General features: G+C 69.1%; 28 protein-coding genes and 4 pseudogenes. 15 read left to right on the top strand and 17 right to left on the bottom strand.

The features are described from left to right. The first annotated feature begins 168 nt into the window (after positions 1-168). From OG936_RS13620 to OG936_RS13600, 5 genes are all read left to right on the top strand, one after another. Positions 169-864, top strand: a complete 696-nt coding sequence (locus tag OG936_RS13620) for a LuxR C-terminal-related transcriptional regulator (protein ID WP_406494866.1) — start codon at positions 169-171, stop codon at positions 862-864. Between the two features lie 275 nt (positions 865-1139). Beyond that, a complete protein-coding gene (galT, locus tag OG936_RS13615; protein WP_406494865.1) occupies positions 1140-2183 on the top strand; it encodes a galactose-1-phosphate uridylyltransferase in 1044 nt (347 codons plus the stop codon). Beyond that, positions 2180-3160, top strand: coding sequence for a UDP-glucose 4-epimerase GalE (galE, locus tag OG936_RS13610; RefSeq protein WP_406494863.1), 981 nt, complete (start codon positions 2180-2182; stop codon positions 3158-3160). The genes galT and galE overlap by 4 nt, the downstream gene beginning before the upstream one ends. Further along, positions 3157-4323 (top strand): galactokinase, encoded by a 1167-nt coding sequence (galK, locus tag OG936_RS13605; protein WP_406494861.1) that lies wholly within the window; start codon positions 3157-3159, stop codon positions 4321-4323. Before galE ends, galK begins: the two co-directional genes overlap by 4 nt. A 309-nt stretch (positions 4324-4632) precedes the next feature. Next, a complete protein-coding gene (locus OG936_RS13600; protein ID WP_406494859.1) occupies positions 4633-5427 on the top strand; it encodes a LuxR C-terminal-related transcriptional regulator in 795 nt (264 codons plus the stop codon). 25 nt (positions 5428-5452) lie between these two features. On the opposite strand, the gene OG936_RS13595 is transcribed toward OG936_RS13600, so the two are convergent. Beyond that, positions 5453-5947, bottom strand: coding sequence for a MarR family winged helix-turn-helix transcriptional regulator (locus OG936_RS13595; protein WP_406494857.1), 495 nt, complete (start codon positions 5945-5947; stop codon positions 5453-5455). Positions 5948-6035: 88 nt separating this feature from the next. On the opposite strand from OG936_RS13595, the gene OG936_RS13590 reads away from it, so the two are divergent. Genes OG936_RS13590 through OG936_RS13575 form a run of 4 tightly spaced genes read left to right on the top strand, consistent with a single transcriptional unit; the run spans position 6036 to position 9286 of the window. Next, the gene (locus OG936_RS13590) at positions 6036-6845 is read left to right on the top strand and encodes a trans-aconitate 2-methyltransferase (RefSeq protein ID WP_406494856.1); all 810 of its coding nucleotides are present in this window, start codon (positions 6036-6038) and stop codon (positions 6843-6845) included. A 32-nt stretch (positions 6846-6877) separates the two neighbouring features. Beyond that, positions 6878-7486 (top strand): IS607 family transposase, encoded by a 609-nt coding sequence (locus tag OG936_RS13585; RefSeq protein WP_406494854.1) that lies wholly within the window; start codon positions 6878-6880, stop codon positions 7484-7486. Continuing rightward, on the top strand, positions 7483-8904 hold the full coding sequence (locus OG936_RS13580; protein ID WP_406494853.1) for a zinc ribbon domain-containing protein: 1422 nt from the start codon (positions 7483-7485) through the stop codon (positions 8902-8904). Before OG936_RS13585 ends, OG936_RS13580 begins: the two co-directional genes overlap by 4 nt. A gap of 16 nt (positions 8905-8920) precedes the next feature. Next, positions 8921-9286, top strand: a complete 366-nt coding sequence (locus OG936_RS13575; protein ID WP_406494851.1) for a VOC family protein — start codon at positions 8921-8923, stop codon at positions 9284-9286. A 12-nt stretch (positions 9287-9298) separates the two neighbouring features. Here the strand turns inward: OG936_RS13575 and OG936_RS13570 are convergent, their stop codons facing one another. The 6 genes from OG936_RS13570 to OG936_RS13545 all read right to left on the bottom strand — a co-directional run bounded on the left by OG936_RS13570 (position 9299) and on the right by OG936_RS13545 (position 11663). Further along, positions 9299-9451, bottom strand: coding sequence for a hypothetical protein (locus OG936_RS13570; protein WP_406494849.1), 153 nt, complete (start codon positions 9449-9451; stop codon positions 9299-9301). A gap of 303 nt (positions 9452-9754) precedes the next feature. Next, positions 9755-10318: a Uma2 family endonuclease gene (locus OG936_RS13565; RefSeq protein WP_406494847.1), complete on the bottom strand. Its 564-nt coding sequence runs from the start codon at positions 10316-10318 to the stop codon at positions 9755-9757. Beyond that, positions 10315-10842, bottom strand: coding sequence for an ATP-binding protein (locus OG936_RS13560; RefSeq protein WP_406494846.1), 528 nt, complete (start codon positions 10840-10842; stop codon positions 10315-10317). The genes OG936_RS13565 and OG936_RS13560 overlap by 4 nt, the downstream gene beginning before the upstream one ends. Before the next feature lie 13 nt (positions 10843-10855). Next, the gene (locus OG936_RS13555) at positions 10856-11143 is read right to left on the bottom strand and encodes a hypothetical protein (RefSeq protein WP_406494844.1); all 288 of its coding nucleotides are present in this window, start codon (positions 11141-11143) and stop codon (positions 10856-10858) included. Beyond that, on the bottom strand, positions 11140-11427 hold the full coding sequence (locus tag OG936_RS13550; RefSeq protein WP_406494842.1) for a hypothetical protein: 288 nt from the start codon (positions 11425-11427) through the stop codon (positions 11140-11142). The genes OG936_RS13555 and OG936_RS13550 overlap by 4 nt, the downstream gene beginning before the upstream one ends. After that, positions 11424-11663, bottom strand: a complete 240-nt coding sequence (locus OG936_RS13545; RefSeq protein ID WP_406494841.1) for a hypothetical protein — start codon at positions 11661-11663, stop codon at positions 11424-11426. Before OG936_RS13545 ends, OG936_RS13550 begins: the two co-directional genes overlap by 4 nt. Before the next feature lie 199 nt (positions 11664-11862). Between OG936_RS13545 and OG936_RS13540 the strand changes: the two genes are divergently transcribed. The 3 genes from OG936_RS13540 (at position 11863) to OG936_RS13530 (ending at position 13762) form a co-directional block, all read left to right on the top strand. Beyond that, positions 11863-12729 carry a helix-turn-helix domain-containing protein gene (locus OG936_RS13540; protein WP_406494839.1) on the top strand — a complete coding sequence of 289 codons (867 nt, stop codon included), beginning with the start codon at positions 11863-11865 and terminating at the stop codon, positions 12727-12729. Next, positions 12726-12938, top strand: a complete 213-nt coding sequence (locus tag OG936_RS13535) for a DUF397 domain-containing protein (RefSeq protein WP_406494837.1) — start codon at positions 12726-12728, stop codon at positions 12936-12938. Before OG936_RS13540 ends, OG936_RS13535 begins: the two co-directional genes overlap by 4 nt. 185 nt (positions 12939-13123) lie before the next feature. Continuing rightward, positions 13124-13762, top strand: coding sequence for a tyrosine-type recombinase/integrase (locus OG936_RS13530; protein ID WP_406494836.1), 639 nt, complete (start codon positions 13124-13126; stop codon positions 13760-13762). Between the two features lie 115 nt (positions 13763-13877). Here the strand turns inward: OG936_RS13530 and OG936_RS13525 are convergent, their stop codons facing one another. Next, positions 13878-14084, bottom strand: coding sequence for a hypothetical protein (locus OG936_RS13525; RefSeq protein ID WP_406500780.1), 207 nt, complete (start codon positions 14082-14084; stop codon positions 13878-13880). Here OG936_RS13525 and OG936_RS13520 point away from each other — a divergent pair. Next, positions 13987-14695: pseudogene (locus OG936_RS13520) on the top strand (helix-turn-helix domain-containing protein). The gene OG936_RS13525 and the pseudogene OG936_RS13520 sit on opposite strands and share 98 nt — an antisense overlap. A gap of 58 nt (positions 14696-14753) precedes the next feature. Here the strand turns inward: OG936_RS13520 and OG936_RS13515 are convergent. The 3 genes and pseudogenes from OG936_RS13515 to OG936_RS13505 form a co-directional block, all read right to left on the bottom strand. Beyond that, positions 14754-15602 carry a hypothetical protein gene (locus tag OG936_RS13515; RefSeq protein WP_406494835.1) on the bottom strand — a complete coding sequence of 283 codons (849 nt, stop codon included), beginning with the start codon at positions 15600-15602 and terminating at the stop codon, positions 14754-14756. A gap of 346 nt (positions 15603-15948) precedes the next feature. Then, positions 15949-17241: pseudogene (locus OG936_RS13510) on the bottom strand (IS701 family transposase); the annotation flags it as partial. 176 nt (positions 17242-17417) lie between these two features. After that, positions 17418-17546, bottom strand: a pseudogene (locus OG936_RS13505) (IS701 family transposase); the annotation flags it as partial. Between OG936_RS13505 and OG936_RS13500 the strand changes: the two are divergent. Then, positions 17545-17877 (top strand): annotated as a pseudogene (locus OG936_RS13500) (transposase); the annotation flags it as partial. The pseudogenes OG936_RS13505 and OG936_RS13500 sit on opposite strands and share 2 nt — an antisense overlap. Here the strand turns inward: OG936_RS13500 and OG936_RS13495 are convergent. The 3 genes from OG936_RS13495 to OG936_RS13485 form a co-directional block, all read right to left on the bottom strand. Continuing rightward, positions 17861-18562, bottom strand: a complete 702-nt coding sequence (locus tag OG936_RS13495; RefSeq protein ID WP_406494833.1) for an alpha/beta hydrolase — start codon at positions 18560-18562, stop codon at positions 17861-17863. The pseudogene OG936_RS13500 and the gene OG936_RS13495 sit on opposite strands and share 17 nt — an antisense overlap. Before the next feature lie 157 nt (positions 18563-18719). Next, entirely contained in the window at positions 18720-19406 is a 687-nt protein-coding gene (locus OG936_RS13490) for a TetR family transcriptional regulator (RefSeq protein ID WP_406494831.1), read from the bottom strand. Next, on the bottom strand, positions 19403-20407 hold the full coding sequence (locus tag OG936_RS13485) for an acyl-CoA desaturase (RefSeq protein ID WP_406494829.1): 1005 nt from the start codon (positions 20405-20407) through the stop codon (positions 19403-19405). The genes OG936_RS13490 and OG936_RS13485 overlap by 4 nt, the downstream gene beginning before the upstream one ends. A gap of 339 nt (positions 20408-20746) precedes the next feature. On the opposite strand from OG936_RS13485, the gene ppc reads away from it, so the two are divergent. After that, on the top strand, positions 20747-23476 hold the full coding sequence (ppc, locus tag OG936_RS13480; protein WP_406494828.1) for a phosphoenolpyruvate carboxylase: 2730 nt from the start codon (positions 20747-20749) through the stop codon (positions 23474-23476). A 27-nt stretch (positions 23477-23503) separates the two neighbouring features. Here the strand turns inward: ppc and OG936_RS13475 are convergent, their stop codons facing one another. The 3 genes from OG936_RS13475 to OG936_RS13465 form a co-directional block, all read right to left on the bottom strand. Next, positions 23504-23974, bottom strand: coding sequence for a hypothetical protein (locus OG936_RS13475; RefSeq protein WP_406494826.1), 471 nt, complete (start codon positions 23972-23974; stop codon positions 23504-23506). Positions 23975-24173: 199 nt separating this feature from the next. Further along, entirely contained in the window at positions 24174-24767 is a 594-nt protein-coding gene (gene pth / locus OG936_RS13470; RefSeq protein ID WP_383757759.1) for an aminoacyl-tRNA hydrolase, read from the bottom strand. A gap of 114 nt (positions 24768-24881) precedes the next feature. Next, positions 24882-25463 carry a 50S ribosomal protein L25/general stress protein Ctc gene (locus tag OG936_RS13465; RefSeq protein ID WP_406494823.1) on the bottom strand — a complete coding sequence of 194 codons (582 nt, stop codon included), beginning with the start codon at positions 25461-25463 and terminating at the stop codon, positions 24882-24884. Positions 25464-25505: the final 42 nt, after the last annotated feature.

Genomic DNA, 25505 nt, shown 5'->3' with positions numbered 1-25505 from the left:
TCGATGCCCGGTCGAACACGTCGGGCTGTCAACTGATCTTGAATGCGTGCCGAGTCGGCCATTCAGGCCTTTTGGCCGGTAAGACGCCCGCAACGTCGAACAAGCGTGTAGCTTGCCGGGTCAGGGCGGGCCGGGGGGCCTGGCGCCGGTGCTACGGGGGTGTGCTCGATGGGCGTGCGGCTCATGGTGGTCGACGATCACCGACTGCTCGCCGAGGCGCTGGCCTCGGCGCTGAAACTGCGGGGCCACCGGGTGCTCGCGGCGGCCGCGCCGACCACGGGGGCCGCGGATCTGGTGGTGAGCAGGGCCCCGGACGTCTGCCTGTTCGGCACTGCGGCGCCCGCCGAGCCCGGTGCCTTCGACCCGATCGTACGGATCCGGCGGGAGCGCCCGCAGGTGGCCGTGGTGGTGCTCGGTCCGGTGCCCAGCCCGCGCGGGATCGCGGCGGCGTTCGCGGCGGGCGCCGCGGGATACGTCCGCCACGACGAGCGCATGGAGGGCGTCGAGCGGGCGATGGTCAAGGCGCGCGCCGGCGAGGCCGCGGTGGCGCCACAGCTGCTCCAGGGCGCCTTCGCCGAGCTGCTCAACCCGGCCGCGGGACCGGACGACGAGGGGCAGCGGTTGCTGGAGCTGCTGACCCCGCGCGAGATCGAGGTCCTGGTGCGGGTCGCCGAGGGGCAGGACACCCGGCTGATCGCGGCCGGGATGCGGATCGCGTCGAGCACCGCGCGCACGCATGTGCAGCGGGTGCTGATGAAGCTGGGCGTCGGCTCCCGGCTGGAGGCCGCGGCCCTCGCGGCCCGCACCGGCCTGCTGGACCGGGCGGTACCGCTGGACGGGCAGGGGCCCGACGGCGTCGAATAGTGCCGCCGGGCGTCCGCCGAGAGGCCGGGCCTCCCGCTGAAGGCGGTGTGTCAGCCGTCGGCCCGGGTTCATCGGGGCCGACTTCCTTCGTTGTGCGAACCGAGCCCGAAGGAATCAACGCTCTTGTGTTCCGGAGCTGAACACTTTTCCCGGGCTCAGGCGCACGGGCGGACCCGGATCGCTGAACCGAGTACGCGTACCTCCCGCATTGCTTCGCCATTGACGCACCTGTTGACTTGTGGTTCATTGTGTTTGGTTATGTTTGGAGGAACCTGGTGAAGAAGACGGTTACGACGCTTGCCGACGGCCGGGAGCTGCTCTACTACGACAGCCGCGACGATGTCGTGCGCGACGCCGTCGACCGGCGGCCCCTCGATGCCGTCTCGACCTCGTCCGAGATCCGGCGTGACCCGCTCCTCGGCGACAGCGTCGCCATCGCCTCGCACCGCCAGGGCCGCATCTACCACCCGCCGGCCGACGAGTGCCCGCTCTGTCCCTCGCGGGACGGCCGGCTGAGCGAGATCCCCGAGGCGGACTACGACGTCGCCGTCTTCGAGAACCGTTTCCCCTCGCTCGCCGGCGACTCCGGCCGCTGCGAGGTCGTCTGCTTCACCTCCGACCACGACGCCTCGTTCGCCGACCTCACCGAGGACCGGGCCGCCCTGGTCCTCGCGGCATGGACCGACCGCACCGCCGAACTTGCCGGTCTCCCGCAGGTCGAGCAGGTGTTCTGTTTCGAGAACCGGGGCGCCGAGATCGGTGTCACGCTCGGCCATCCGCACGGACAGATCTACGGATACCCGTTCGTCACCCCGCGCACCGAACTGATGCTCCGCTCGATGGAGGCCCACCGGGCCGAGACCGGCCGCAACCTTTTCGACGACGTCGTGGCCCGCGAGGAGAAGGACGGCTCGCGCATCGTCATCGCCGCCGAGCACTGGGTCGCCTTCGTGCCGTACGCGGCGCACTGGCCGTACGAGGTCCATCTCCATCCCCGCCGCCGCGTCCCCGATCTGAGGGAACTCGACGAGGCCGCGCGCACGGAGTTCCCACAGGTCTATCTGGAACTCTTGAGGCGATTCGACCGGATCTTCGGCCCCGGCGAGCCGCCGACCCCGTACATCTCGGCCTGGCACCAGGCCCCGTTCGGGGCTCCGGGGCGGGAGGACTTCGGGCTCCATCTGGAGCTTTTCACCATCCGACGCACATCCGGCAAGCTGAAGTTCCTCGCGGGTTCCGAATCGGGCATGAACGTGTTCATCAACGATGTGCCGCCGGAGGCCGCGGCCCAGCGACTGCGAGAGGTAGCGAGCGAGTGAGCAAGCCCCAGAAGAAGTATCTGGTCACAGGCGGCGCGGGATACGTCGGCAGCGTGGTTGCCCAGCACCTGCTGGAGGCCGGTCACGCCGTCACCGTCCTCGACGACCTCTCGACCGGGTTCCGGGAGGGCGTCCCGGCCGGGGCCGAGTTCATCGAGGGCCGCGTCCAGGACGCGGCGAAGTGGCTGGACGCCTCGTACGACGGGGTGCTGCACTTCGCCGCGTACTCCCAGGTCGGCGAGTCCGTCGCGGACCCGGAGAAGTACTGGGTGAACAACGTCGGCGGCTCCGTCGCATTGCTCGCCGCGATGCGGGACGCCGGCGTACGGACCCTGGTCTTCTCCTCCACCGCCGCGACCTACGGCGAGCCCGTCACCACCCCCATCACCGAGTCCGACGCCACCGCGCCCACCAACCCCTACGGCGCCACGAAACTCGCCGTTGACCACATGATCACCGGCGAGGCCGCCGCCCACCGACTGGCCGCGGTCTCGCTGCGCTACTTCAACGTGGCCGGGGCGTACGGCAGTTACGGGGAACGGCACAGCCCCGAATCGCACCTCATCCCGCTGGTCCTCCAGGTCGCCCTCGGGCAGCGCGAGTCGATCTCCGTGTACGGCGACGACTACCCGACCCCCGACGGCACCTGCGTCCGCGACTACATCCACGTCGCCGACCTCGCCGAGGCCCACCTTCTCGCCCTGGACGCGGCCACCGCGGGCGAGCACCTGATCTGCAACCTCGGCAACGGCAAAGGCTTCTCGGTGCGCGAGGTCATCGAGACCGTCCGCGCCGTCACCGGCCACCCGGTCCCCGAGACCGCGGCCCCGCGCCGCGCCGGTGACCCCGCCGTGCTCGTCGCCTCCGCCGCCGGCGCCAGGGAGCGGCTCGGCTGGACGCCGTCACGCGCCGACCTGACCGGAATCGTCTCCGACGCCTGGACGTTCGCCCGCCGAGAGGAGCCCACCGCCCCATGACCGACGACGCCGAGCTGCGCACCGCTTTCACCGAGCTGTACGGGACCGCCCCCGAAGGAGTCTGGGCGGCGCCCGGCCGGGTCAACCTGATCGGCGAATACACCGACTTCAACGACGGCTTCGTGATGCCGCTCGCGCTGCCGCACACCGCGCGCGCCGCCGTGGCCCGCCGCACCGACGGCGAACTGCGGCTCCACTCGACCGACGTACCGGGCGGCGTCGTCCGGCTCCGGCTCGACGAACTGGCCCCCCACCAGAGGCACGGCTGGGCGGCGTACCTGGCCGGAGTGTTCTGGGCGCTGCGCGAGGCCGGCCACCCGGTCACCGGTGCGGACATCCAGCTGACCTCCACCGTTCCCACCGGCGCGGGCCTGTCCTCCTCCGCCGCGCTCGAAGTCGTCACCGCGCTGGCCCTGAACGACCTCTTCGAACTGGGGCTCTCCGCCCCGGAGCTGGCGGTCATCGGCCAGCGCGCCGAGAACGCGTTCGTCGGCGTGCCGTGCGGGGTCATGGACCAGATGGCCTCCGCCTGCTGCATCGAGGGCCACGCGCTGTACCTCGACACCCGCGACCTCACCCAGCGCCAGGTCCCCTTCGACCTGGCGGCCCACGGACTGCGGCTGCTGGTCGTCGACACCCAGGTCGAGCACGCGCTCGGCGACGGCGCGTACGCCGAGCGGCGGGCCGGCTGCGAGGCGGGGGCGGCGGCACTCGGCATACGTACGCTGCGCGAGCTGCCGTACGACGGACTCGGCGCGGCCCTGGACACCCTGGCGAAGGCCGGCGTGGACGAGTCCGTGGTGCGCTACGTACGCCATGTGGTCAGCGACAACGAACGGGTGAAGCAGGTCATCGCGCTGCTCGACGCGGGCGATGTGCGGGGCGCGGGCCCGGTCCTCGACGCGGGGCACGTCTCGCTCCGCGACGATCTGCGGGTCTCCTGCCCGGAGTTGGACCTGGTGGTGTCCGCGGCGGGCGAGGCCGGGGCACTCGGCGCGCGGATGACCGGTGGCGGCTTCGGCGGCTCGGCGATCGTCCTGGTGGAGGAGGCGCAGGCGGACACGGTCGCCAAGTCCGTGCTGGCGGCGTTCGCCTCGGCGGGGTACGCGGCGCCGCGTATCTTCCCGGCGGTTCCTTCGGCGGGTGCCCGGCGCCTGGCCTGATGCTTGTCCTGAGGCCCATTCACTTCCGCCTCACGACGGATCACGTATCACACGCTACGGAGCAGAGCCTGCCACTTCTGCGAATCGCCTTCCCCATCGGCCGGACGGCCGTACGCTGATGCACAGCACCGGTGGGGGCCGGTGCTGATTCAGGGGTACGAGACAGTCGGGTACGGCGCCCGGGGCGGGTGGCAGTCGACACACGGCGGCGGCCGTGGGACTGCGGTCCATCTCCCCGATCCGGGCGGCCGTACCCGCGGCCGTTCCGTCCTTTCGTCGGGCCGGGGGTGGCCCAGCAACAGAGGCAGCATGGGGGTGCCTGTGGTTCGTATCCGGGTTCTCGTGGTGGACGACCACCGCATCTTCGCCGAGTCGCTCGCGGCGGCGCTCGCGGCCGAGCCGGACGTCGAGGTGGCGGCGGCGGGCAGTGGCCCCGCCGCGCTGCGGTGTCTGGAACGGGCCGCCGCCGAGGGGCGCGGCTACGACGTGATGCTGGTCGATGCCGAACTGGGAGTTCTGGCCGGGGCGCGGAACCTTGCCGGGGTACGGGGCGACCGGGCGGTCGTCCCGGCGCCCCGCACTGGGGAGGCCGCCCCGGTGGACGGCATCTCGCTGGTCGCCGGGGTCCGCTCGGGCCGGCCCTCCGTGCGCACGGTGGTGCTCGCCGAGAAGGACGACCCGCGCCGGGCCGCGCTGGCGCTGCAGGCGGGGGCCTCGGGCTGGGTGGCCAAGGACTGCTCGCTGCAACGGCTGCTCACGGTCATCCGGGGGGTGCTGCGCGACGAGACGCACCTGCCCCCCGCCCTGCTCACGGGCGTGCTGCGGGAGCTGACGGCGGCACGCAAGCATCGCACCGAGAGCGAACAGCTCGTCGAGTCGCTCACCCCGCGCGAGCGCGAGGTGCTGCGCTGCATGGTCGCGGGTCTGGGGCGCAAGGCGGTGGCGGAGCGGCTCTACCTCTCCCCGCACACGGTGCGTACGCACATGCAGAACGTGCTGGGGAAGCTGGGCGTGCACTCGACGCTGGCCGCGGTCGCACTGGCCCGGCGGGCGGGCGTCGGACCGGTGGATCTGGAACCGGCCGGGCAGGCCCTGGGGGGCTGATCCGGCCAAGATCCTCAGCGCCCTCCTAGGGAATGTTGTCGAACGGGGCAGTCAACCGGCGTAGCAGTCCGGCCAGTTCACTCCGCTGCTGGGTGGAGAGTTCGCCCAGGATGGCGCGCTCCTGGACGAGCAGTCCGGCCAGCGACTCGTCGGCCTTGTCGCGCCCCTCGGCGGTGAGCCGGACCAGCACGCCGCGGCGGTCGCTGGGGTCGGGGAGCCGCTCGACGAGGTTCTTCTTGGTCAGCCGGTCGATGCGGTTGGTCATCGTGCCCGAGGTGACCAGGGTCTGGGTGAGCAACTGGCCGGGGGAGAGCTGGTAGGGGGCGCCGGCGCGGCGCAGGGACGTCAGTACGTCGAACTCCCACGGCTCCAGGTTGTGCTCGGAGAAGGCGATCCGGCGGGCCCGGTCCAGATGGCGGGCCAGGCGGGAGACGCGGCTGAGCACCTCGAGTGGTTCCACGTCGAGGTCGGGGCGCTCGCGGCGCCATGCAGCGACCAGTCGGTCGACCTCGTCCTCCATGTGGATCAGTGTAGAGGGTCTGTCGACATGAAGTCTCTTGAATTCAAGTGTCTTGACATCGAGATAGTTCTCGCGTGATCCTGATTCCATGACCGCACCCACCTGGGATCCGCAGCAGTACCTGCGCCACGCGGACCATCGCACCCGCCCCTTCCACGACCTCCTGTCCCGCATCGCCGAGCCTCCGGCCACCCCCGCACCCCGGATCGCCGACCTCGGCTGCGGTGCGGGCAACGTGACGACGCTGCTGGCCGACCGCTGGCCGAAGGCGCACATCACCGGCTACGACAACTCCCCGCAGATGCTGGAACAGGCACGCACCCACGCCGGCCCCCTCCTGGACTTCGCCGAGGCCGACGCCGCGACCTGGACCCCCGAGGAGCCGTACGACCTGATCGTCTCCAACGCCCTCCTCCAATGGGTCCCGGGCCACACCGCCCGCTTCCCGGTCTGGCTGGACGCCATCACCCCCGGCGGAACGTTCGCCTTCCAGGTCCCCGGCAACTTCGACCAGCCCAGCCACGTCCTGATGCGCGAACTCGCCGGCTCCCCACGCTGGCGCGACCGCCTGGCCGACGAGCTGCGCCACGCCGACGCGGTGCTCAGCCCCGCCGCCTACCTCGACGCGCTGACGGCCCCCGGCATCACGGCGGACGTCTGGGAGACCACGTACCTGCACCTGCTGCCCGGCGAGGACCCGGTGCTCGACTGGGTCAAGGGCACCGGCCTGCGCCCCGTCCTGACGGCCCTGGCCGACGACCCCGAGGCCCGCGACGCGTTCCTCGCCGAATACCGCGACCTGCTGCGCACCGCCTACCCCCGGGGCCCGCACGGCACGGTCTTCCCGTTCCGCCGCATCTTCGCCGTGGCCCGTAAGGAGCTGACATCTAGTGCCTGATTCTTGCCTACTCATATGCAGAGTTGTGTACGGTGATCAGCATGTATCGGATCAGCGAGTTCGCGCAACGTGTTGGTCGCTCCGCTTCCACTGTTCGCAGGTGGGAGCGCGAGGGTCGTATCGCGCCGCAACGCGTGTCCGGTCAGCGGTATTTCACCGATGCGGACGTGCGGCAGGTGCTCCAGCCTGGTTTCGACGAGTCAGCGCGTCAGACCATCGTGTATTGCCGGGTGTCCTCGCCTGGGCAGAAGGACGATCTGGCCTCGCAGGTGCGGGCGATGGAGGAGTTCTGCCGGGGCCGCGGTCTCGCTGTCGATCAGTGGATTTGCGAGGTCGGCGGAGGGATGAACCTCCAGCGGACGAAGTTCCTTGCCCTGATGGATGCGATCGAGCGGGGCGAGGTCGGCACTCTGGTGATAGCGCACGAGGACCGGCTGGCCCGGTTCGGGTTCGACTATTTGGAGCACGTCGCAACGAAGAACGGCTGCACCATCGTGGTGGCGAATCAGGAGTCACTGTCGCCGCAGGAAGAGATGGTGCAGGACCTGTTGGCAATCGTGCACACCTTCTCTGGTCGCCTGTACGGTCTGCGACGCTACGAGAAGGCGCTGAAGGACGAGTTGGCCGGCGGTGGCCGGTGAAAGTCACTCGCGTCGCCTACTCGAAGAGCCTCAACGACGGGAAGTACAGCCGGTTAGAAGAGCAGGCTCGCCGCCTTGGTGTGGTTCGTTCGCTGGTGTGGCGGCAGTTCGGCTCGGTGGGCGGCCTCGCGTGGTCGGACCGGCAGATCCGTGATGTGTGGATCGTCGACGGCACCGCGCAGACCTTCGGCGTCCTGGCGAACGCGTGGAAGGAGACCGTGCGGGACGCGGTCGCCGACATCACCGCCAACCGGGAAGCGGCCAAGGTCAAGGTCCGCCGTGCGATCAACCAGCGCACCAAGGAAGAGGCCGAGCGGAAGCGACTGTTCAAGCTGCTGAAGCGGGACACCTGGTCCGATGACCCATTCCTTGCCCGGCAGATGCGCCGGCACTGGAAACGCGGACGCAACCGCACCCACAACCAGATCGTGGTCCGCGCCGACCAGTACCAGACTTTCACCCTCACCGAGGGCGGAAACGTCTGGCTCGCCGTGCCCGGCCTGGAGCGCCGCCAGCTCGTACGTATCCCGCTGAACACCACGGTTGCCCCGACCGGCACGCTGCGGCTTGTCCTGCGCAGCAACCGGGTCGAGGTGCACTACGCCATCGACACGAAGGACATGAAGTCCTCCAAACGTCCCGTCGGCACCCGCACGATCGGCGTGGACAAGGGATACACCGAGGTCCTCACCGATTCCGACGGTCGGCACCACGGAACCCGGCTCGGCGACATGCTGACCTCCGAGTCCGATCACCGGAAGGTCAAGAACGCCCGACGGGCCAAAATTCGCAGCATCGCGGAGAAAGCCGAACAGCGCGGCGACCTGGCTAAAGCCCGGCGTATCCGTGACAACAACCTCGGCACCCTCAAGCATGACCGGCGCTCGGCCGCGTGGCAGTGCCGAGTCCGCGACCTCACCTTCAAGGCCGTGCACGCGGTTGCCGACAATGCGGCCGTGATCGTGGCCGAAGACCTCACCACGACTTTCGCCGGCGTCAAGAAGCTGGGGAAGAACACGAACCGACGCCTCGCCGCGTGGACCAAGGGTGTCACCGCGGAAGCGCTCAAAGCTGTGTCGGACCGCAGAGGTTCTGCGGTGCGGCTGGTCAACGCTGCCTATACATCACAAGTCGTCCCCTTTACGAACATCCTTGGTGTCCGCAAAGGGGACAGGCTTCACTGCACCGAGTGCGGGGCTGTGTGGCAAGCCGACCACGCCGGAGCGGTCAACATCCTGCACAGAGACGGTGATCCCGACATCACCCTGTTCACCGCGCACACGCGGGTGAGACAGCTCTTGCAGGAACGTACCGACCGCCAACGGTCCCGACTGCCGATGGACCAGGACTCCAGCACGTCAGCACAACTGTGCTCGTGCGGAGAGCGAAATATCCGAATGCTCAACAACGAGCAATAAGTAGGAAGCAGAAGTGATGATCGCCGCCCTCGACCACGTCCAACTGGCCGCCCCGGAAGGCTCGGAGCCCGCCCTGCGCACCTACTACATCGACACCCTCGGCATGACGGAGCTGCCCAAGCCCCCGGCACTTGTCTCCCGCGGCGGCTGCTGGTTCGAGGCGGGCCCGGTCCAGCTCCACGTGGGCATCGACCGCGACTTCCACCCGGCGAGGAAGGCCCACCCCGGCCTGCGCGTCACGGACATCGAGGCGTACGCGGCCCGGCTGGCGGAACACGGCGCGGAGGTGACCTGGGACGGCGACCTGCCGGGGCACCGGCGCTTCTTCAGCCACGACCCGGTGGGGAACCGGCTGGAGTTCCTGGAGCGGGTGGACGGGTGAGCCGCAGGGCGGTCACGGCAGTCCGGCCTCCGCCTCGGCTGTCTCCCGGATACGCCGTATCTCGGCGATCGCTTTGGCCGGATCCTCCTCGCCCGCGTCCACGATCCGCTCCAGTGCGCGCAGCCGGGTGGCGTGGTTGGGATGCCGCTCGGTCGCTACGAACACGGCCCAGGAGTGGACGAATGCCCGCAGGGGAGCGAGGCTCTGCGTCCGCTGTGCGTTCGTCGTGGCCGAACAGATGCTGAGTGAGCGCGGGAATGCGACTGGGGGCGATCCGGGCAACTGCGGCCCGCAAGGCGTCGGGCGTGAGCTCAGGCATGGGGATCAGCGGTCCGTAGGGGCTGTCGGGCTGGGCGCTCACGGTGACCTTCGGTGCGGGTGGTTCGGTCTTCGTACGGTACCGACAGTGGGGCCGGTGGGGTGTTCGCCCCGTTCGGCCAACGGGGCACAGTGGTCCGTGCCCGGCGGTCAGAGCTGTTTGAGTGCGTCCAGTGTGATGTCGATATTGATCGGGAACGGGACACCCGTCTTGAGCCGGCCATGGCGGGTCGCGGTCAGGGCGTATGGCTTGGACACCGGGTCCAGCTCATAGACCCGTACCACCGGGTGCTGGTCGGTGCCGTCCCCCTCGACCAGCCAGAAATTCGGGATACCGGCGGCGGCGTACTTCTGCGGCTTGGTACCGCGGTCGCGGGCCTCGGAGTCAGGGGAGGCGACCTCGACGGCGAGAAGGACGTCGGCGGCCCGGTAGAGAGTCTCGTCCGGGCCCAGCTCGATCTCGGCACGAATGATCGAGATATCGGGTTCCGGGCCGTTGTGCCGGTCGAGGACCACGGTCATGTCACGGCGGACTTTCAGATTCGGGGGCGTCGTGCGCCGTATGCCGGTCACCAGGAGATCGACCATTGTGCTGTGGAAGATCTGCTGCGGACTGGCGAACACCAGGCTCCCGTCGAGCAGCTCGGTGTGCGGCGGAAGTTCGGACAAGGTGAACAGATCGTCCACCGTGTATCCGCCCTGCTCGGTAGTCATGTCCTCTCCCACGGATGGGATTCTGAACCTGTTACCTCGTGGTGTCGGCCGGAATCGACCGGCGTCATCAAATGGTGTGACGCCGGTCCGGTGTCGACCTCGGCCCAGACGAGGAGACCGCCGCACGCGCGCCGCTGCCCCCAGCGGGAGGCCAGCGCGTCGACGATCAGCAGCCCGCGCCCGTCCTCCTGATCCGGCGATGGCGCGCCCGCCACGGTCGCTCTGCCGCGCCCCTCGTCGATCACTCCGACGACGGCCGTCCGGCCGGTACGGGACAGCACGACGGTGATCGAACGGCTCGCGCTGTGCTCCAGGGCGTTGGCGGCAAGCTCCCCGCTGATCAGCTCCAGGGCGTCCACTGCGTCCGGCGGCAGCCCCCAGGACCGGGCCGTCGTTCTTACGTAACAGCGAGCCGCGCTTGCGGACGCGAGGGTTCCGCCGGGTAAGGAGACTAGGCCCAGTGCCTGTGGAGCGGTGGCGCAGTTAGCGAGGGCGCCGTGGACGATTTCGATGAGCGGTGACACGACCGCGCCTCCTTCACTGGTCCTCATCGGTGTCCGCCAGAGTGAGGCGGTCGCCGCGGCTCTCGGCGATGAGCAGGGCGTCGCGCAGTGCGTCGGCCAACTGGGCGGTCAGGAGCCTGAGTTCCGAGGTGTCCGGTGTGGCGCCGGAGAGCACGACTCGTACGTGGTCGAGGAGCTTGCCCGCGAGGCCGAGCTGTACGTACTCGATCTGGTCGGCGAGCCGGGACAACGAGCCGGTGCCGTCAGTGGAGAGGTAGCAGGGCTTCCCGTCCGCCCCCGTCCAGGGCAGCAGCCGGATCACCGGGGCACCTCCACGCCGTGGATGCGGCGCGGGCCGACGTCGATGCCGTACGTCGCGAGCCAGAGCGCCCGGCGCCGCTGCCGCTGCTCGGGGGTGAGCAGGTAGGGCCGCACCAGGGCGGTGGCCCGGCCGTCGATGGGGATGTCGGTGGCGTACGGCCCGGGGCGGGAGCGCGGGGAGGCGGCCTGCGGGGGCGTGGGGGAGGGGTGCAGGGCACGGTGCCGGCCGCGTGGGGCGAAGAGGCTTCGCAGCCGGGCGGTGGTGCGGGTGGCGAGGCTGGTCATGACCTCAACTCCCTTTCCTGGGACGGATTGGCGGGACAGTTCATGCAGACCTGCACGGCCCACCCGAGCCGCCCGCCGCCGGGGCTGCGGGTGTACGCGTGTCCGCCGGGCCGGAGGGCTTCGGTGCTTCCGCACCTGGCGCAGGCGAGTCCGGCGAGGCAGAGGCGGGCCTCGGGGGTGAGGGAGAGCAGGTCGAGCACCTCGGTGCGAAGGTCCGTGGGGGGTTGCGGTGCCATGGCCACTCCTTACGGGGGCGTGTGGCGAGATGCCGCCCAGCGCTGCTGGGCGGGCGCGTCGTGTTGTGGAATTGAGCATGAAACTTAGAAAGGTTTCTCAGCAAGTAGTTCAGGGAGGTTTCATTCGACTGGGTGAAAGTGGCATATGCCGTACCAGTAGGTGTGTGTAGAGTCCGAGCCAGAGAGGAGTGATTGACGCATGTCTGATGCTCGTCCGAACCTGATGCGCCGTCGGCTCGGCCTTGCGTTGCGGACGCTGCGCCAGCGTGCGGGGCTCAACCTTCCTGATGCGGTGGGTCGGTTGGGGCTCTCTGGCCCGTCCGCGCTCAGCAAGATCGAGAACGGGAAGCAGCGTGTCCCGTCGGCCGCCCTGGACAAGTACTTCGATGCTTACGGTGTTGAGGACACGCAGCGCATGGCGGAGATCAGAAAGCTGGCCTCCCTCGCGTCGTCGCCGCGTAGGGCCAACCTGTTCAACCAGTACCGCGACGCGGTTCGTGACCCTTTCGCCGACTACCTCGAACTCGAAGAGCTGGCTGCGCACGCGGACTGGTATGCGGTCCAGCTGATTCCGGGGCTCCTTCAGACTCCCGAGTACGCGCACGCGGTTGTAGATGGCAGTGGCAAGTGGCGGACCGCTCGAGAAGTGCGCACGTTCGTCGAGTTGCGCATGAAACGTCAACAGGTCCTACGCCGAGAGAACTCCCTGTCCCTGTGGTGTGTGTTGGATGAGGCCGCGTTGCGCAGGAAGATCGGCGGACCTGAGGTCATGGCTGCACAGCTCCATCATCTGCTGGCTGTCACTGAGGAGTTGCCTGGGATTGAGATCCAGGTGCTGCCGTTCAGCGCTGGTGTGCACGCCGGGATCGACGGAGCCTTCACGGTCTTCCGGTTCGACGCCGGAGACCCTCTGGCCGTGGTGGAACCACTGACAACTGCCCTCTACCTGGAGGAGGATATTCACGTGGGTCGCTACGACGTCGCCTTCAATCACCTGCGTGCGCGGGCACTGGACATCCCAGCGTCGCGCGACTTCATCAGTGAGATCATCAAGGAGGAAGTTTGAGCGGCAAGGCTGACTTGAGTGCAGCCAACTGGACTAAGAGCAGCTTTAGTTCAGGTGGAGACAACTGTGTTGAGGTGGCGTTCGCGGACGGTGCGACCGGCATCCGCGACTCGAAGGTCACGCAATGTCCCGTCCTCGCTGTCACCAACGCCGCGTTCGCCGCGTTCCTCGGCGGAGTCAAGGGCAGCGGACTGGACCGGACCGTCTGACGCGACCGTCTTTGGCACAACACGAAGCGGACCGCCCCAGCAGGGGTGGTCCGCTTCGTTGTCCGGTCTCACTCGCGGGCGGCCGATGCGGGCAGTTTCACGCCCGGAGGCTTGGCCGGTGCGTCGCCCGCTACGAGGCGACCGTGCAACTCACTCTCATACGGCAGACGCTGTGACCACTCCTCATGCACGATCACACCACGGGCCGTCTGGCACCAGGGCCTATCGCCCTGCTTGTCGTCGCTCCCTCCAAGAGCGACCGGGAACGCGTCATTCCCATGTCCGCCGAGCTCTTCGCCGTCATCGCGGCCATCGTCCGCCGCCACACGACCGGCGGCCAGACCATCCCGCTGCTGCCCCGCTACGACCCGAAGGAACGGCAGAGCAGCACGCCCATGCCGTTCCTGTTCCAACGCAAGATCGGCACCAAGCACGAGGTCATGTCCGACACCACCGTGGTGAACATGCTGAAGCGCCACTGCGTCGAGCTCGCTGAACAGCACCCCGGTTTCCTTGCCACCAGCTTCACCCCGCACGACTTTCGCCGGCTCCTGGCCACGGAACTGGTCAACAGCGGGCTCCCGATCCACATCGGAGCAGCCTTGCTCGGACACTTGAATCTTCTAACGACTCGCGGTTACGTCGCCGTGTTCAACGAGGACGTTGTCCGGCACTACCAGGGATTTCTCGACCGGCGCCGCCAGGCCAGGCCAACCGACGAGTACCGGCCGGCGCGATCCGGCGCACCCCAAGATCGGAACGGGGGATACCCCCCCAGCGCGGGCCGTCGCCAGTCTGGCGTCGATCTGCCGAGCGCGGTGTGACGGTTCGCGAATCCAACACCACCGAGCGGTCCCGCCGTCAGACGGGACCGCTCTCTTGTCGAAGGAGCCTCAACCTTGATCGTTTCCTTAGTCCGGAAAAGGGCGACCAGAATGATCACGTGGCTGAACGTGTGCGGGTCCGGGAGATCGACGACGAGGGGCGGCGCCTGCTGCGGATCATCCGCAGGGGCACCGGTTCGGTGGTGACCTGGCGGCGGGCCCAGATGGTGCTGCTGTTCGCGCAGGGCATGCCCGTGGCGAAGATCGCCGAGGTGACGTTCACCAGCCCGGACCGGGTCCGGGACGTGATCCACAACTTCAACGCCGACGGCTTCGACTCGCTCTACCTCAAGTACAAGGGCGGCCGGCCCAGGACGTTCACTCTCCCGGAACGCCAGGAGATCAAGAAGATCGCCAAGTCCAAGCCGGCCGAGCACGGCCTGCCGTTCTCGACCTGGAGCCTGGCCAAGCTGGCCGACTTCCTGGTCGCCGAGGGGGTGGTCGACGACATCAGCCACGAGGGCCTGCGGGTCCTGCTCCGCGAGGAGGGCGTGTCCTTTCATCAAACCGAAGAAGAACCGCACCAGGTTTCTGGAATTCTGCCGCTACCTGCGCAGCCTCTACCCGCCCAAGATCCGCATCGCGATCGTGCTCGACAACTTCTCCCCGCATCTGACCACGAAGAAGGACTCCCGAGTCGGCGACTGGGCCGCAGCCAAAAACGTCGAGCTCGCCTACACCCCGACCAACAGCTCCTGGCTGAACCGCATCGAGGCCCAGTTCACCGCCCTGCGCTACTTCACCCTCGACGGCACCGACCACGCCAGCCACAAGGAGCAGGGCAGCATGATCCGCCGCTACATCATCTGGCGGAACCGCCACGCCGACGACCGACGTCTACGCGCCGTCATCGACAGGGTGAACGTCGCCTGATACGGCACCAGCGCACCGCCGACGGTCCGGGCCTCCTCGCGGTGCGGCCCAGCCTGGGTTAGCCCATGAGCACGTCGACGAGCTGCCAGAGTGTGAGCCACACCCCCATGGCGAGGAGACCCGCCAGCATGGGGGTCACGACGACCCCGACCACCACGTACACGAGCACCGGCTGAGGGGCGTACAGCTTGTCGGGGTGGCGTGGGTCGTAGCGCACCTCGATCCTGCGCGGGTCGCGACTGACGATCTTCCCGCTGCCGACGTAGGTGCGTGCCCGGCCCTCCGCATCGGTGAACCGCCAGATCTCCTTGCGCGCGCTGTTTCGTCCTGCGGAGGTCGCGGCGACCGTGATGCCGTTACGACGGGTGGACCAGTGGTCACGCATGATGCCGCCGGCCAGCTGCAGATAGCGGCCCGCGGCAAGCAGGATCAGCGCCCCGAAGAGCGGCATGAGCCACTGGCCCGGCTCTCCCGTCGCCGCGACGTAGACCACGAGGGCGGCCCAGAGGACCACCGCGCACACAGCCGCCGCGACCGCTCCGGAGTGCCGTGTCAGGAACAGCCGCCACGCAGGAGCCGCAGACGTCTCCTCGCTCACCAGCTCCATACCGTCGCGAGGGGCACGCCGCTCGGGCAGCGCCGAGGTCACCGCCGAGACGAAGGCCGTCACGGCCGCCGGGGAGGACCGGGTCACCACGAAGACGGTGGGATCGCCCCCGGCGCTGGTCAGCTCGATCTCGGCCCTGTCGCCCCTGGCCCCGGCCGCCCGTACCTCCTGGATCGCCCGCACCGGAATGTGCCGGTGGGTGCCGTTCTGCTCCAGCAGGACGGACCGGCCTTCGAAATGGGCCGTGGTGCCACGGCCTCGCAGGATCAGGTGGGAGGTCACGCCGGTATGACCACGCATGCGGCCACAAGGTTGCCCTCGGAACAGCCGTTGGTTTCGGTACGGGCATCCACAGCGGACCGGAAGCGAAGGGGCCTTCGGGGCGCGCGCGGGCCCTCGTCTTCCCGGCGGCGGACCATGGCCCAGCTACGTCGGCCACTCCTCATATTGTGAAGTTGTCCCCGCGCCGGTTGCCCGGCAGAGCTGGCAGGACCAGGGTGCGGGCCGACTACCTGTCGACGTCCGAAGAGGCGAACGTTTCCTGACGCGGCCCTAGTAGGGCTTTGTTAGGTGCGGTGGTGTGGTTCGGGTGCCGGGGCGGGTTGGCCGCATATGGAGCAGGCGCCGGTCCAGGTGGCCAGGAGGGCTTGGAGTTCGCGGAGGACCGCGTAGAGGGGCAGGCCGACGCAGGGGCTTTTGGGTCGAGCCTGAGCATTGTGCAGAAGGCTTGGGCGAGGGAGGTGAGGGTGACGTGGCGGTGCCAGCCGGGGTAGTTGCGGCCCTCGAAGTGGTCCAGGCCGAGGCCGTCCTTGAGTTCGCGGTAGTCGTGCTCAACTCGCCAGCGGATCTTTGCGATTCGGACCAGTTCTCGTAGTGGGGTGTCGGCGGGCAGCGTCGAGAGCCAGTAATCGGTGGGTTCGGCGGAGTCGGGAGGCCACTCGACGAGCAGCCAGCATTCGGGCAGGGAGCCGTCGGTGGCCCGGCGGATGGACCGGTTGGCCGGGCGCACGCGCAGGGCCAGGAAGCGTGAGCGCATCTCGGCCCGTGGGTTGTGCTTGGTGGACTTGCTGCCCTGGCGCCAGGTGACGGTGCGGGTGGCGGCTTGTCCTGTGGCCAGGGCCAGCGCGCGCAGGGTGGTGTGCGGCTGGGGGTAGGAGGGCACGGGAGGGCGGCCCTGCCCGGAGTACGGCGGGCGCTCGGGCGTCGCGTCGCCCGGGTGGGCGGTCGTGGTCGCCTTGACCGCGACCGCGTAGGTCAGGCCACGCTCGGTCAGGCCCTCACGGAAGCCGGTGGCGTCTCCGTATCCGGCATCGGCGACGACCGGCAAGTCGGGCAACTCCCATTCCCTGCGCGCCTCGTCGAGCATGTCCAGGGCCAGGCGCCACTTCTCCCGATGCCGTGCGGCGGCCGGGATGCCGGCCTTGGCCCGGCGGCGCCGGATCGCCTCGGCCAGCAGCGGATCCTCGCTGTGCTTGGTGTCGTCCCAGCTCTCGGGCAGGAACAGGCGCCAGTCGACGGCCGAGGAGGCGCGGTCGCTGACCAGGTTCACACTGACCCCGATCTGGCAGTTGCCCCGCTTGCCCAGCTCGCCGCAGTACATCCGCGCCACCCCCGGCGAGTCATAACCGTCCTTGGGGAAGCCCACGTCATCGATGGCGTATGCCTCGGGCGAAATGTGCGCCGCAGCCCAACGCGCCAACCGCTCACGGACCTTTGAATAGTCCCAGGTGGAGGACGAGACGAACTGCTGGAGCTGCTGGTGGTCCACGCCCAGGCGCTCGGCCATCGGCTGCATCGACTTGCGCTTGCCGTCCAGCATCAGCCCGCGCAGATACATCTCACCCTTGGCCCGCTGGTCCCGACGGGCCAGCGAGCCAAGCATCTCGGCCGCGAACGCCTCCAGACGCGGCCGGACCTCTTCCATCTCCTCAGGAGTCACACCTGAAAGAAGATCACAATCTATCCAACGAGGATCACTTGGGGTACCTAACAAAGCCCTACTAGTAGTGCTTGGTCAGGTTGGTATCGGGGTGGGTATGTTGCGGTGGCAGGTGGGGCAGGCGCCGGTCCACACCGCGAGGAGGGTCTGTAGCTCGCGGACGACCTGGTAGAGGCTCAGGCCGGCGCCGCGTCTTTTGGGGCCCGGGCCAGTCGCTGCAGGGTGCAGAAGGCGTGGGCGACGGAGACGAGGGTGACGTGGTGGTGCCAGCCGCCCCAGGTCCGGCCCTCGAAGTGGGCCAGGCCCCAGCTCGGGGCCGGCAGGCCCCGTACCCGGCCCCGGCGAGTGCGGGCCGACAAGGCGTACGCCTCCCGCAAGAACCGGGCCTACCTGCGACGCCGCGGCATCCGCTGCGCCATCCCGGACAAGGCCGACCAGGCCCGCAACCGCAAGAATTGCGGCTCGCGCGGCGGCCGGCCGCCGAAGTTCGACCCGCAGGACTACAAGGCACGGCACGCGGTCGAGTGCGGAATCAACCGCCTCAAGAGGCACCGCGCCGTGGCGACGAGATATGACAAGCTCGCGGTCCGCTACGAGGCGACGGTCCTCGTCGCCGCCATCAACGAGTGGTTGTGATCCCGCGGTCTGCCTGGCCCGGTGTGTCCGAGGCGTCGAGCAGTTCCAGAACAAGGTTGATGACCAGCTCCGGCCGGCCCACAAACGGAGAGTGCCCGGTCTGCCACTCGCGGACGGAGTCACAGCGCGCGGCCATGACGTGTTGGAGTCCGGGGTCGATAGCTCGGTCCTTCGCGCACACGACGTAGGCGGAAGGGGCATGTTTCCAGCTTTGGCGCTCCGGGACTCCTCGCCCGCAGCCGGCCGCCTGGGCTCGTAGTAGTCCCACTGCCCAAGCGGCCAGGTGCCCAGGGCAATCTGTGTACAGCGCATCCACGGCCCGGCTTGGGGCAAGACGCGTAGAACCGTCGTTCTGCGGCTCGATGGCGGATTTCAACTGGCTGGAGGCGCCGCCCAAGCCCGCCGCACTCTCACCCGCATCCGGAACGAAGGCCGCCAGATACACCAAGCGCCCGACTCCACGCAGACCAGTGATCACGGACCCTCCGTAGGAGTGGCCCAGAACCAAGGGAGGCTCCGGCAGCACGTCAACGGCGGCCTGCACCGCCGCCGTGTCCGCGGTCAAGGAGCCCCGATGTAGTTCGGGAGCAACCACGTCCACGCCTACAGCTCGCAGGCCCTCAGCAACCTGGATGAAGTGCTCAGGCTGGTGATACAGGCCGTGAACCAAAACCGCGCTGGTCACTCGGGTCGCCTCCCCGGATCGACTTGCCGAAGAAAGCGATCCTAGACGTCGAGCCCCGTCAGTGATCCACTTTCGATACACGCCCTGGCTGGGGCGGCCACTCCATCGGCGGCCCGATCCGGCTGACCGCTCGGGCCGGCCCTTGCGCGCCGCCCCCTCAGCTCTTGCGGTGTCCTACCAGCCGGGGTTTCGACTCCAGGTTCTCCAGACCGTGCCAGGCCAGGTTCACCAGATGGGCCGCGACCTCCGCCTTCTCCGGCTTGCGGGCGTTGACCCACCACTGGCCGGTCAGGGCGACCATGCCGACCAGGGCCTGGGCATACAGCGGGGCCAGCTTCGGGTCGAAGCCGCGGGCCTTGAACTCCAGGCCCAGGATGTCCTCCACCTGGGTGGCGATGTCACTGATGAGGGAGGCGAACGTGCCGGTCGACTGGGTGACGGGGGAGTCGCGGACCAGGATGCGGAAACCGTCCGTGTACGTCTCGATGTAGTCGAGCAGGGCGAACGCGGCCTGTTCCAGGAGTTCGCGGGGGTGGCCCGCGGTCAGGGCGCCGGTGACCATGTCGAGGAGCCGGCGCATCTCGCGGTCCACCACGACGGCGTACAGGCCCTCCTTGCCGCCGAAGTGCTCGTAGACGACCGGCTTGGAAACACCGGCCCGGGCCGCGATCTCTTCGACCGACGTGCCCTCGAAGCCCTTGTCGGCGAAGAGGGTGCGGCCGATGTCCAGCAGCTGCTCGCGGCGTTCCTTGCCGGTCATCCGCACCCGGCGGGTGCGCCGGGCGGAGGGGGGACGGTTGTTCTCGCTGCTGTTTCTGGAGTCGGTCGCCACGTCGTCAATCATGCCGCGTCGACGCGCGCGGGGTCGCGTCGGGCGTCTTCGATGCGGCGGGACTCGATCCGGGCGGCGTCCGGCCAGCGTACGTCGGACGCCCAGCCCAGTTTCTCGAACCAGCGGATCAGCCGGGCACTCGAATCGATCTGCCCCTTCATCACACCGTGCCGCGCACTCGTCGGATCCGCGTGGTGCAGGTTGTGCCAGGACTCGCCGCACGACAGCACCGCCAGCCACCACACGTTCCCCGACCGGTCCCGGGACTTGAACGGACGCTTGCCGACCGCGTGGCAGATGGAGTTGATCGACCACGTGACATGGTGCAGCAGCGCCACCCGGACGAGAGAGCCCCAGAAGAAGGCCGTCGCCGCCCCCCACCACGACATCGTCACCAGACCGCCGACCAGCGGCGGAAGCAGCAGCGACACGGTCGTGAGGGTGAGGAAGTGGCGCGAGATCCCACGGAGCGCCGGATCCTTGATCAGGTCGGGGGCGTACTTCTGCTGCAGCGTCCGCTCCTCATCGAACATCCAGCCGATATGTGCCCACCACAGCCCCTTCAGCAGGGCCGGGAGGCTCTCGCCGAACCGCCACGGCGAGTGCGGATCGCCCTCCGCGTCCGAGAAGCGGTGGTGCTTGCGGTGATCCGCCACCCAACGCACCAGCGGGCCCTCCACGGCCAGTGAACCCGCGACGGCCAGAGCGATCCGGAGCGGGCGCTTCGCCTTGAAGGAACCGTGGGTGAAATAGCGGTGAAAACCGATCGTGATCCCGTGGCAGCCGATGAAGTACATCGCCACGAGCAGACCCACGTCGAGCCAGCTCACGCCCCGGCCCCAGGCCAGCGGCACCGCCGCGACGAGCGCCACGAACGGCACCACGATGAACAACAGGAGAGCGAACTGCTCGACCGACCGTTTACTGTCCCCGCCGAGCGTGGCGGAGGGAAGGGCCTGGTCATCGGCCGTTGGCGGCTGGGCCTCGTCGACCGCAGCGGGGCTGGTGTTCATGGGGATCCCCTGGGGATGAGGAGTACGACGGACTGCTGCGGCTACGCATCCGTAACCTACGCTTACGTAAGTATGGCAGCGCGACGGCCCACCGCACGAGAGCGCGACGAGCCGTCCAACGAAGGGAAAACCGATCGGGGCGGAGCAGTGCCCAGAGTGTGGACACCTATCCTGTGGGGGTCGGACAGCGCGGTCCGCACTCTGCTTTCCCGGGGTGGCGTCAGCACCGCTGCCGACCGCGGCCCCGGAAGACCTCGTGCCCGCCCGTCTCCCACCGCCACCCTTCTTGGGAGTCGCTTCGCGACACACCTCCTCATTCACTGCAAGGAGCCGCACACTGTGAGCAGTGCCGACCAGACCCCCGCCGCCAGCCCCGAGCTGCGCGCCGACATCCGCCGCCTCGGCGATCTGCTGGGCGAGACCCTGGTACGCCAGGAGGGCCAGGAACTCCTCGACCTCGTCGAGCGCGTCCGCGCCCTGACCCGCACCGACGGTGAGGCCGCCGCCGCACTCCTCGGTGACACGGACCTGGAGACCGCCGCACAGCTCGTGCGCGCCTTCTCCACGTACTTCCACCTCGCCAACGTCACCGAACAGGTCCACCGCGCCCACGAGATGCGTGACCGCCGCGCCGCCGAGGGCGGGCTCCTCGCCCGCACCGCCGACCGGCTGAAGGAAGCGGACCCGGCCCACCTGCGCGAGACCGTCAACAACCTCAACGTACGGCCCGTCTTCACCGCGCATCCCACCGAGGCCGCCCGGCGTTCCGTGCTCAACAAGCTCCGCCGCATCGCCGAACTGCTGGATACGCCGGTCATCGACGCCGACCGGCGCCGCCAGGACCTGCGCCTCGCCGAGAACATCGACCTCATCTGGCAGACCGACGAACTCCGCGTCGTGCGCCCCGAGCCGGCCGACGAGGCCCGCAACGCCATCTACTACCTCGACGAACTGCACGCCAATGCCGTCGGGGACGTACTCGAGGACCTCGCGGCCGAGCTGGAGCGCGTCGGCATCGAACTGCCCGCCGGTACCCGCCCGCTCACCTTCGGCACGTGGATCGGCGGCGACCGCGACGGCAACCCCAACGTGACGCCCGCCGTCACCCGCGAAGTACTGATCCTCCAGCACGAGCACGGCATCACCGACGCGCTGGAGCTCGTCGACCACCTCCGCGCGCAGCTCTCCAACTCCATCCGCTACACCGGCGCCACCGACGAACTGCTGACCTCGCTCCAGGCCGACCTGGAACGCCTCCCCGAGATCAGCCCCCGCTACAAGCGGCTGAACGCCGAGGAGCCGTACCGCCTCAAGGCCACCTGCATCCGGCAGAAGCTCGTCAACACCCGCGAACGTCTCGCCGGCGGCACCCCGCACCGCCCCGGCTGCGACTACCTCGGCACCGCCGAGCTCATCGCCGACCTCGAACTGATCCAGAACTCGCTGCGCGAGCACCGCGGCGGCCTGTTCGCCGACGGCCGGATGGACCGCACCATCCGCACTCTCGCCGCGTTCGGCCTGCAGCTCGCCACCATGGACGTACGCGAACACGCCGACGCCCACCACCACGCCCTCGGCCAGCTCTTCGACCGGCTCGGCGAGGAGTCCTGGCGCTACGCGGACATGCCGCGCGACTACCGGCAGAAGCTGCTCGCCAAGGAACTGCGCTCGCGCCGCCCGCTCGCCCCGACCCCGGCCCCGCTGGACGCCGCCGGCGAGAAGACCCTCGGCGTCTTCCACACCATCAAGGAAGCCTTCGAGCGGTTCGGCCCCGAGGTCATCGAGTCCTACATCATCTCGATGTGCCAGGGCGCCGACGACGTCTTCGCGGCCGCCGTCCTGGCCCGCGAGGCCGGACTGCTCGATCTGCACGGCGGCTGGGCCAAGATCGGCATCGTGCCGCTTCTGGAGACCACCGACGAGCTGCGCGCCGCCGACGTCATCCTCGACGAGATGCTCGCCGATCCGTCGTACCGCCGGCTCGTCTCCCTGCGCGGCGACGTGCAGGAGGTCATGCTCGGCTACTCCGACTCCTCCAAGTTCGGCGGCATCACCACCTCGCAGTGGGAGATCCACCGGGCACAGCGCCGGCTGCGCGACGTCGCGCACCGCTACGGCGTACGGCTGCGGCTCTTCCACGGCCGCGGCGGCACCGTCGGCCGCGGCGGCGGCCCCTCGCACGACGCGATCCTCGCGCAGCCGTGGGGCACCCTGGAGGGTGAGATCAAGGTGACCGAGCAGGGCGAGGTCATCTCCGACAAGTACCTCATCCCGGCGCTCGCCCGGGAGAACCTGGAACTGACCGTCGCGGCCACCCTCCAGGCCTCCGCGCTGCACACCGCCCCCCGTCAGTCCGACGAGGCCCTGGCCCGCTGGGACGCCGCGATGGACACCGTCTCCGACGCCGCGCACGCCGCGTACCGCAAGCTGGTCGAGGACCCCGACCTGCCCGCGTACTTCTTCGCCTCCACCCCCGTCGACCAGCTCGCCGAACTGCACCTCGGTTCGCGCCCGTCACGGCGTCCGGACTCCGGCGCGGGCCTGGACGGGCTGCGGGCCATCCCGTGGGTCTTCGGCTGGACCCAGTCACGGCAGATCGTGCCCGGCTGGTACGGCGTCGGCTCCGGCCTCAAGGCACTGCGCGAGGCCGGTCTCGACACCGTCCTCTCCGAGATGCACGGACAGTGGCACTTCTTCCGGAACTTCATCTCGAACGTGGAGATGACGCTCGCCAAGACCGATCTGCGGATCGCCCGCCACTACGTCGACACGCTCGTCCCCGACGAGCTGAAGCACGTCTTCGCCGACATCGAGGCCGAGCACGCGCTCACGGTCGAGGAAGTCCTCAAGGTCACCGGCGAATCCGAACTGCTCGGCACCAGCCCGGTGCTCCAGCAGACCTTCGCCATCCGCGACGCCTACCTGGACCCGATCTCCTACCTCCAGGTCACGCTGCTCGCCCGCCAGCGTGAGGCGGCGGAGCGTGGCGAGGCGGCGGACCCGCTGCTCGCCCGGGCCCTGCTGCTCACCGTGAACGGCGTCGCCGCGGGCCTGCGCAACACCGGCTGAGCCGCCGGGGCGCGGGTGCGGTCCCGCTCACAGGGCGAAGAACGTCGCCACCAGCAGGACCGCACCCGCGATCCCCGTAGCCCAGGCGATCCGGGGCAGCCGCAGGCCGCCGCCGATCACCAGGGCCGCCAGCACCAAAGCGCCGCCCAGCGGCATCCACGCATGCAGGAAACCCGGAATCCCCGTGCGTACGACATCGTCCGTTCCCGTCTTCACGACCACCGGGAAGCGCTCGCCCCGCTGCGCCGCCACAGACTTCTCGATCGTCACCCGGGTGCGCGCGGCAGCCTGCCCGGACGGTGCGAACGGACCGGTACAGAAATCGGCGCCACAGCCCGTGACGGTCATCGTGCCGTGCTCGCGGCCCTTGGGCAGAACGATGTGGTGCGCCGAACTCCACGAGGAGAACACACCCGAGGCGAGCAGCAGCAGGACGACACCGCCCATGGCGGCGTGACGGGCGTGGACCAGGGCGCGGTGGGATGAGCTCCGCTTCATGGAGAGCGATCCTTGGGCAGAGCAACGCGCCCGGTCAACTTATGGCTGAAAATCGCCGGGGTACCGGCGGGAATGTCAGAGTTGTGCGCGCGGGCCGGGCCCAGGAGTTGTACGCGCTCCGCGAGGGCCGGTCCTAGGAGTTGTACGCGCTCCGCGAGGGCCGGGCCCAGGAGTTGTACGCGCTCCGCGAGGGCCGGTCCTAGGAGTTGTACGCGCTCTGCGCGCGCTCCAGCCCCTCCGCCAGCAGGCACTCCACCGAGTCGGCGGTCCGGTCCACCAGGTACCCGAGCTCCTTGCGCTCGACGGACGAGAAGTCCTTCAGCACGAAGTCGGCGACCTGCATCCGCCCCGGCGGCCGGCCGATCCCGAACCGGATCCGATGGTAGTCGGCGCCCATCGACTTGGTCATCGACTTGAGCCCGTTGTGTCCGTTGTCGCCGCCGCCCAGCTTCAGCCGGAGCGTTCCGTAGTCGATGTCCAGTTCGTCATGGATCGCCACGACGTGGTCGGTCGGCACCTTGTAGAAGTCGCGCAGCGCGGTGACGGGGCCGCCGGAGAGGTTCATGTACGACATCGGCTTGGCCAGGATCACCCTGCGGTTCTCCGGTCCGGGCGGGCCCATCCGGCCTTCGACGACCTGCGCCTGGGCCTTCTGCGCCCGCTTGAACTTCCCGCCGATCCGCTCCGCGAGGAGATCGACGACCATGAAGCCGACATTGTGCCGGTTCGCCGCGTACTCGGGACCGGGATTGCCGAGGCCCACGATGAGCCAGGGTTCGGTGGCGTCGGACATCTCGCGGGGTCTCCTCGCATCACATACGGCGGCAACGGGTCGGGCAGAGCCGAACGGGGCAGCAGATCCCGAAAGGGAACCGCCGCCCCGTCACTGAACCAGGTGGGGCGAGGCTCAGGCCTCGGCGCCCTCTTCCTCGCCCGAGGGAGCCGCCTCGACCTGTGCGGCGACGACCGACAACACGACGGCGTCCGGGTCCTCGGCCAGCACGGAGCCGCTGGGCAGCGGAATGTCCTTGGCGAAGATGGAGACACCCGCTTCGAGACCGGCGATGGAGACCGTGACGGACTCGGGGATGTTCGTGGCCTCGGCCGCGACACGCACGGTGTTCTGCACGTACTCCAGGAGGTTGCCGCCCGGGGCCAGCTCGCCCTCGACCTGCACCAGGACCTCGACGTCGACCTTCTCACCGTGCTTGACGGTCAGCAGGTCGACGTGCTCGATGTCGCCCTTGAGCGGGTTGCGCTGCACGGACTTGGGGATGACCAGGGCGTTCTTGCCGTCGACCTCGAGGTTGATCAGGACGTTGGCCGTACGGAGCGCCAGCAGCAGGGCGTGGCCCGGCAGCGTGACGTGGACCGGATCGGCACCGTGACCGTAGACGACCGCGGGAACCAGGTTGGCGCGACGCGTACGACGGGCGGCGCCCTTGCCGAACTCGGTACGGACCTCGGCGGTGAGCTTGATCTCGGCCATAATGCACTCCTCGTAAGGTGACAGAACTTGGACGGTCACCCG

This window comes from Streptomyces sp. NBC_00846 (genome assembly GCF_045207325.1).
In the GTDB taxonomy this organism is placed as follows: Bacteria; Actinomycetota; Actinomycetes; order Streptomycetales; family Streptomycetaceae; genus Streptomyces.
Note: the sequence above shows the minus strand (reverse complement) of the source record. Positions and strands in the feature narration are given on the sequence as shown.

Excerpts from the sequence above, each read along its gene's own strand:
- OG936_RS13620 (WP_406494866.1), top strand. The coding sequence starts at position 169 with ATGGGCGTGCGGCTCATGGTGGTCGACGATCACCGACTGCTCGCCGAG.
- galK (WP_406494861.1), top strand. The coding sequence starts at position 3,157 with ATGACCGACGACGCCGAGCTGCGCACCGCTTTCACCGAGCTGTACGGG.
- OG936_RS13600 (WP_406494859.1), top strand. The coding sequence starts at position 4,633 with ATGGGGGTGCCTGTGGTTCGTATCCGGGTTCTCGTGGTGGACGACCAC.
- OG936_RS13595 (WP_406494857.1), bottom strand. The coding sequence starts at position 5,947 with ATGGAGGACGAGGTCGACCGACTGGTCGCTGCATGGCGCCGCGAGCGC.
- OG936_RS13590 (WP_406494856.1), top strand. The coding sequence starts at position 6,036 with ATGACCGCACCCACCTGGGATCCGCAGCAGTACCTGCGCCACGCGGAC.
- OG936_RS13575 (WP_406494851.1), top strand. The coding sequence starts at position 8,921 with ATGATCGCCGCCCTCGACCACGTCCAACTGGCCGCCCCGGAAGGCTCG.
- OG936_RS13565 (WP_406494847.1), bottom strand. The coding sequence starts at position 10,318 with ATGACTACCGAGCAGGGCGGATACACGGTGGACGATCTGTTCACCTTG.
- OG936_RS13550 (WP_406494842.1), bottom strand. The coding sequence starts at position 11,427 with ATGACCAGCCTCGCCACCCGCACCACCGCCCGGCTGCGAAGCCTCTTC.
- OG936_RS13545 (WP_406494841.1), bottom strand. The coding sequence starts at position 11,663 with ATGGCACCGCAACCCCCCACGGACCTTCGCACCGAGGTGCTCGACCTG.
- OG936_RS13540 (WP_406494839.1), top strand. The coding sequence starts at position 11,863 with ATGTCTGATGCTCGTCCGAACCTGATGCGCCGTCGGCTCGGCCTTGCG.
- OG936_RS13530 (WP_406494836.1), top strand. The coding sequence starts at position 13,124 with ATGCACGATCACACCACGGGCCGTCTGGCACCAGGGCCTATCGCCCTG.
- OG936_RS13515 (WP_406494835.1), bottom strand. The coding sequence starts at position 15,602 with ATGCGTGGTCATACCGGCGTGACCTCCCACCTGATCCTGCGAGGCCGT.
- OG936_RS13490 (WP_406494831.1), bottom strand. The coding sequence starts at position 19,406 with ATGATTGACGACGTGGCGACCGACTCCAGAAACAGCAGCGAGAACAAC.
- OG936_RS13485 (WP_406494829.1), bottom strand. The coding sequence starts at position 20,407 with ATGAACACCAGCCCCGCTGCGGTCGACGAGGCCCAGCCGCCAACGGCC.
- OG936_RS13475 (WP_406494826.1), bottom strand. The coding sequence starts at position 23,974 with ATGAAGCGGAGCTCATCCCACCGCGCCCTGGTCCACGCCCGTCACGCC.
- pth (WP_383757759.1), bottom strand. The coding sequence starts at position 24,767 with ATGTCCGACGCCACCGAACCCTGGCTCATCGTGGGCCTCGGCAATCCC.
- OG936_RS13465 (WP_406494823.1), bottom strand. The coding sequence starts at position 25,463 with ATGGCCGAGATCAAGCTCACCGCCGAGGTCCGTACCGAGTTCGGCAAG.